At 71.9% G+C, this 5,436-nt stretch carries 5 protein-coding genes and 1 pseudogene; all 6 read right to left on the bottom strand.

Features of this window, described 5'->3' with window-relative positions:
• A pseudogene (locus ABD323_RS39230) lies at positions 1-872 on the bottom strand (ATP-binding protein); the annotation flags it as partial.
• A gap of 32 nt (positions 873-904) precedes the next feature.
• Entirely contained in the window at positions 905-1,357 is a 453-nt protein-coding gene (locus tag ABD323_RS39225) for a DUF6238 family protein (RefSeq protein WP_344446889.1), read from the bottom strand.
• A 31-nt stretch (positions 1,358-1,388) separates the two neighbouring features.
• On the bottom strand, positions 1,389-2,846 hold the full coding sequence (locus ABD323_RS39220; RefSeq protein ID WP_344446888.1) for an SCO6880 family protein: 1,458 nt from the start codon (positions 2,844-2,846) through the stop codon (positions 1,389-1,391).
• Between the two features lie 142 nt (positions 2,847-2,988).
• Positions 2,989-4,419, bottom strand: coding sequence for an SCO6881 family protein (locus ABD323_RS39215; protein WP_344446887.1), 1,431 nt, complete (start codon positions 4,417-4,419; stop codon positions 2,989-2,991).
• 26 nt (positions 4,420-4,445) lie between these two features.
• On the bottom strand, positions 4,446-5,093 hold the full coding sequence (locus tag ABD323_RS39210) for a hypothetical protein (RefSeq protein WP_344446886.1): 648 nt from the start codon (positions 5,091-5,093) through the stop codon (positions 4,446-4,448).
• A gap of 59 nt (positions 5,094-5,152) precedes the next feature.
• The coding region (locus ABD323_RS39205; RefSeq protein ID WP_344446885.1) for a DUF6112 family protein at positions 5,153-5,436 on the bottom strand (284 nt) is incomplete at its 5' end.

The following is a 5,436-nucleotide window of genomic DNA, read 5'->3' as shown; positions in this document are numbered from 1 at the left end:
GGGCCCATCCGCCCACCCGGCTCGCCGAGCGCGGTATCGAGGCGCTCGGGGGAGCTGAGGGTGTGCGCGATGTCGCCGAGCAGCGGCACCGTGCCGCGCGCCTGGGCGTCGGCGACCACCAGGTCCAGGGAGAGGTCGAGGGCCGTGTGCTCCATCGGCAGCAGGTCGCGCCCGAGCACCGTGCGGGCAAGGCCGGCCAGCAGCATGAGACGGCGCTTACGGACCTCGCCCGCCCAGTCCTCCTCGCTCACGCCGCCCGGCCGCGCGGGGGCGTCGAGCGGGTTGAGCCTGCCCTTCAACCCGGGCCCCAGCGCGATGGTCTGCCCGCCGAGAGCCTGGGCGACCGCCGTCCACTCACCCTTCGGGTCGGACGGCACATAGACCTTGTAGCCGTGGGCGATGGACCGGGTGGCTATCGACTTGGCGAGTGCGGACTTGCCCATGCCGATGATCCCGGCGAGCACGGCGTTGGGGTTCGTGAAACCCTCGACCTTGCCACTGTTGTAGAGGCTGAACGGGTCGAAGCAGAACGAGCCTTCCGCATGGACGTCCCGGCCGACGAACATCCCCTCCGACCCCAGGCCACCCTCGGCCAGGAACGGATAGGCCCCGCTCGCCACCGCGGTGGTCATTCGGTGGGCCGGCAGGCGGACCTTTCCGCCACGGGCCGAGGCCGGGCCCGGTCGCCCTGCCGGCGGGTAGGTCGCCCGAAGTTCCGGATCGAGCCCCTCGTCCTCCCGCTCGGGCGGGGCCTCGGCGAGGCGGGCCCGGCGACGGGCCTGGTCGAAGTCACACCGAGCCGAGCGCAGTTCGGAGCGGGTGGACTTGTGGGGGACGAACAGGGGGCTGGCGCTGGCGCGGGTCTTGGACATGGCGATGAACTCCGGTGGATGGTGGGAGAGGGTTAGCGGCGGACGAGGCCGGTGAACGGGGTGTGCAGGTCGGCCGGAGTGGTCTGGCGTCGAACGCGGTGCGCGGTGCGCTGGTGGCGCTGGCAGGTCGTCAGCTCGGGCGCGCCCTCGGGAAGGCCGGCCAGGCACGCCTCGCGGTCGGGCACCTCGCCGGTGCCGGGCCGAGGGGAGGCGTGGTAGGCGGCGTGCACGTGGTCGGCCGCCTGCCAGATCCGGGTGCGGGCGGCCCGCAGCTGCTCGCCCTCGACCGGCACGAGCGTTCGGGTGCGGCAGGCGTGGGCGTCGAGCAGGGCGTGGAGGGAGACGAGGTGGGCGTGCAAGCTGTCCAGCTCGGCGCGTGAGGTGACGAGGGGGCCTGCGGGGATGTTGAGCGTGCGGTGGAAGTCGACCGCCGCGGTCGCGAAGGGAAGGAAGTCCTCCGCGAGGGGAGTGGTGATGCGGGGCATGGCGGTGCTCATTCCAGGGGAGGGGGGCGGTTCAGGCGGCGAGGGCGAGAGGGAGCGCGGCGGCGGTGAACGCCTCGGCCTGCTGCCAGGTGAGCGGGCGAAGGTCCAGCTGGGCGGCGACGGCGGCGGTCTCCACGATGGCGCAGGCCGAGCGCAGTTCGTCTTCGGTGTCGGCGCTGACGGTCAGCAGGCCGGTCAGGGCGACGTCGGCGTGGCCGGCGATGAGCTGGCGTTCGCGCTGTTTGACGTCCTGGTATTCGACGGAATCGGCTTCGCTGTCGACCTGGCCTCGGCGGGTGCGCTCGGCGGAGTCCGCGATGATGCTGGCCTTCTTGCGCTGGACGTCGCGCATGGCCGCGTCCAGGCCCTTGGGCTCGTAGGTCAGGGACAGGGTGCGCTGGACCCCGCCGCTGAAGAGCAACTGGTGCAGGAACCCGGGGCTGGTCTCGGTACGAGGCCAGTTCTCGACCCAGTAGGTGCAGTGGACGGCGGAGTCGGTGGCGATGTGGCCGGCCTTCTCGACAACGACCACGGGGCCTGCGGCGGCGGGGTCGGCCTCCGGTCGGCCGGAGGAGGACCAGCGCTCCAGCCCGGTCAGGGACTTGGGGTCGTACGCGGTTCGCACCACGGCGGCGATCTCTGTGGCGGACAGCCAGCCGACCGGGTTGAGACCTGCGGTGCGGGCGGCCTGGTCGAAGGTGGCGGTCAGCTGGGCCAGCACCGAGAACCCTCCAGCGAGGCCGCCGCCGGCCTGGTTGATCAGCCGCCGGGCCGCCTTGAAGTCCAGCGCGATGGCGACGTATGCCTCGTGCGGGGCGGCGGCCGGTCCGGCGTTCTTGACCAGCTCGCTGTAGATCTCGCCTGCGACTGGTGCGTCGGGGTTGCCGGTCTTCTCCCAGTAGCGCCGAAGCGCATCGCCTGAGGCCGGCATCGTGCGCTCGATCACCTGGATGCGGGCGATGTGCCCGGTGCGGGCGAGCGCGGCCAGCGCCCGGCCCCACCCGTTGACGTTGGTGCTCTGGGTGGCGGGGTCGAGGAGTGCGTAGCCGCGGCTGCTGACCTTGACGACCGCGGTCAGCGTCCCGGCGCGCGGGTCGTGGACCGCGCCGTACCGGCGGTCGGGTGCCGTGACGACTCGCAGGCTGGCGGCGGTGCCGGGCAGGTGCAGCAGGCCCTCGCGCACCGGCCGCCGGGAAGGCCGGGCGAGCCAGACCAGCTGACCGCGCAGGCGCCGCAGCGCGTAGCGGGTGACGATCGGTGCCCAGTCGGCCAGGGAGCGGCCTCGGTGGCGGAGGAGGACGAACAGGGCGACGGCGGCCCACAGCGGGATGAGTTCGAGGGCGCCGAGGACGCCGCGGGTGAGGACGACGGCGAGCAGGAGGAGGCCGGCGAGGGAGGCGCCGATCAGCTGGGCGGCGGTCAGGCCGAGCAGGATGCCGCGCTTGGAGCGGTGCGGGAACTTCACGGTGGCGGGAGAGGTGTCGGACATTGGGGATCCAGGGGTGCGAGCGGGCGGTTGGGGGGCGGCGAGCGCGACGCTCTTCTGGAAGCCATTGCGGAACTCCTGCTTCGGGGGGAGGGGCGGGCTGCGGCCATGCGGTCAGCAGCCCTTGCCCCGAGGAGAAGGGCGGTCAGGAACCGGAGGGAGGCTGCTGGGGGAAGACCCAGCGCTGCGGGGCCGGCGAGTCCTGCGGCGGCGGTCCGCTGGCAGGCGGAGCCGCAGGGCCGCTCGGTGCGGAGCGTGAGGAGCCCGGAGCGTGGGCCGTGGTGTCCGAACGCTGGCCGACCGGTGAGCCCTGGGCGGGCGGCGTGCTCTGGCCGGCGGAGTCGCCTGACACCGGGGCCTGACCCGCCTCCGCGCCGGAATCGCCACCAGCGTCGGGTGCCCGGGTGATGAGCGCGGGGGTGCCCGGACGCTGGACGAGGGCACGACCCCGGTCTCCGCCAGCGCTCGGGTTGTCGCCGAAGCGGAAGGTGCTCGGCGTGCTCGGCGGCCCGGCGTCGATGCCTTCCTTGCTGAACCGCCCGGAGGGGTCGATCCCGGAGGCGACACCGTCCTGGCCCATGCCCGGAACCTGGGAGGGGCCCTGCGGCGCGGGGGTGCCGGTGCCCACCTGCATCGCCAGGCTGCCCGCGGTCTTGGCCGCACCTGCGGCGACCGCCATCCCGGCGACGCCGGTGCGGTGCAGGTCGTCGTGCCCGCCGTTGTCGGTGGCCCAGTGCACGAACTTGTACGTCGCGTAGGGGCAGAGCAGGACGAGGACCATCACGACGATGCCAGCCATCGCGTCGGACAGGGCTGACATGCCGTCGTGGGTGTCCGACTTGCCCATTGCGGAGACGCCGATCAGGAACACCACGGTCATCAGCAGCTTGCTGACCACCAGCGTGGCGGTGGCCTCGATCCAGCCGCGCCGCCACCGCTTGGCGAACTCCCAGCCGCCGTCGCTGCCCGCGAAGACCGCGAGGGCCACCAGGATCAGAACGCCCACCTTGCGGGCCACCATCGTGCACCAGTAGAGGAAGGCACCGATCGCACAGCCCAGGGCCACCAACGCCGGCACGCACCAGCCGAGATTGAACATCGCGCCGAGTTCGGTCACCTTGACGACGCGGCGGATCGTGTCCTCCACGGAGGTGTTGGCGGCTTGGAACAGGCCGTCGCTCAGCGCGTCCACCACGGTGATCGCCACGCTGGTGAAGGAGATCGCGCAGAAGGAGAACAGGACGCCGGTCATGGTGCCGATCGCGGCCTGGGCGAGGGCGCGTTCGTCGCGGCGCCAGGCGGCGAACATCAGCTGGATGCAGAACGTGCCGACGACGATCGACAGCCCGATGGGCAGGAGCAGCGCGTAGTCGTCGCGAAACCAAGACGCATTGAGGTCAATGCTGGTGGTGGTGTTGACGGCCTGGGCGGCCAGGTCGGCCGCGCTGGAGGCCAACTCGCCCGCGGACTTGGCGATCCACGCACCGATGCCGTCGGTGATCGACTTGCCGGGATCGGAGACGAAGTTGGCCGCATCGCACACCTGGCTCATGAGGGGAAGGTCGCAGACACCCATGGTGGGCACCTCCTTTCAGGGCTGGGTCAGGGGGAGACCGTCGGGAAGACGCCGACGAGCGTGCAGTTCTGGGACGGGCGGCACTGCACGGCGAGAGTCGTCGAACGGGCCTCGGCACCGCCCTCGGGTGAGCCGTTCCAGCCGATCGACTGCCGTCCGGAGACGGTGACGGCGTAGACGTACGCCTGCGTGATGGCCCCTGGATCGGACTGCACGGCCTGGGTGAAGGAGGCCGGGAAGTGCGCCTCGTTCACGCTCGCGGTCGCGTACTGGCCGTTGTCGGCCATCCGGCCCCAGAGCACGGGCGAGGGCACCAGGGCGTCCACCGATGCGGTGTCGGCGTACTTGGCATCCGAGGTCATCCACGTGTGCAGCGCGGCCAGCAACTCAGGCTGCGCGTACGCGCGGGTGTCGTACGACCACAGCGCCGACGCCGCTGCCTTGCCGAACGCGATCGGATCCTGGGTGGCCGGCGCGATCGACAGGATCGTTCGGTCACCGGGGGAGGACGAAGCCGCCATGGCGGACGGCTGGGCGGAGGGGGACACCGAACTTGCTGAGACGGGAATGGCTTTAGCGGGTGTCCTGCCGTCGCGGGTGAGGTAGGCGAGCAGGCCGGCGAGGGCAACGAGCACAGCCAGGGCGGCGGTGCCGAGCAGCGCCCGGCGGCGCATGCGAGATGCGCCGCCAGGCTCACCGCTACGGGAAGCAGAGGTGAAGGATCGCTTCTGCATCAGTGGACCTGGGTGCCCAGCGTCGAGAAGAACGCGACCACACCATTTGCGGCGCCGAGCAGCAGGGCCGCGCCGGCACTTACCAGGACGCCCTTCTTGCCGTTGGCCTCGGCCTGGTGACCGCCGGAGTGGTGGCCCCAGGCCCACACCCCGGCGCTCACCGCGAGCGCACCGACGACGGCGATGATCCCGAACAGATTGATCGAGCCCATTACCTGCTTGAGGACTGCGAGGCCGGGCAGGCCGCCCTCGTTCGGCTGGATGCCCGGGTCGTAGGCGAGCA

Origin of the sequence: Kitasatospora nipponensis (assembly GCF_039528135.1) — a bacterium.
Taxonomy (GTDB): Bacteria; Actinomycetota; Actinomycetes; order Streptomycetales; family Streptomycetaceae; genus Kitasatospora; species Kitasatospora nipponensis.
The sequence above is the reverse complement of the archived record's forward strand: the minus strand, read 5'-3'. Positions and strand labels throughout refer to the sequence as shown.

Coding starts and splice junctions, on each gene's coding strand:
- ABD323_RS39225 (WP_344446889.1), bottom strand. CDS start 1,357: ATGCCCCGCATCACCACTCCCCTCGCGGAGGACTTCCTTCCCTTCGCG.
- ABD323_RS39220 (WP_344446888.1), bottom strand. CDS start 2,846: ATGTCCGACACCTCTCCCGCCACCGTGAAGTTCCCGCACCGCTCCAAG.
- ABD323_RS39215 (WP_344446887.1), bottom strand. CDS start 4,419: ATGGGTGTCTGCGACCTTCCCCTCATGAGCCAGGTGTGCGATGCGGCC.
- ABD323_RS39210 (WP_344446886.1), bottom strand. CDS start 5,093: ATGCGCCGCCGGGCGCTGCTCGGCACCGCCGCCCTGGCTGTGCTCGTT.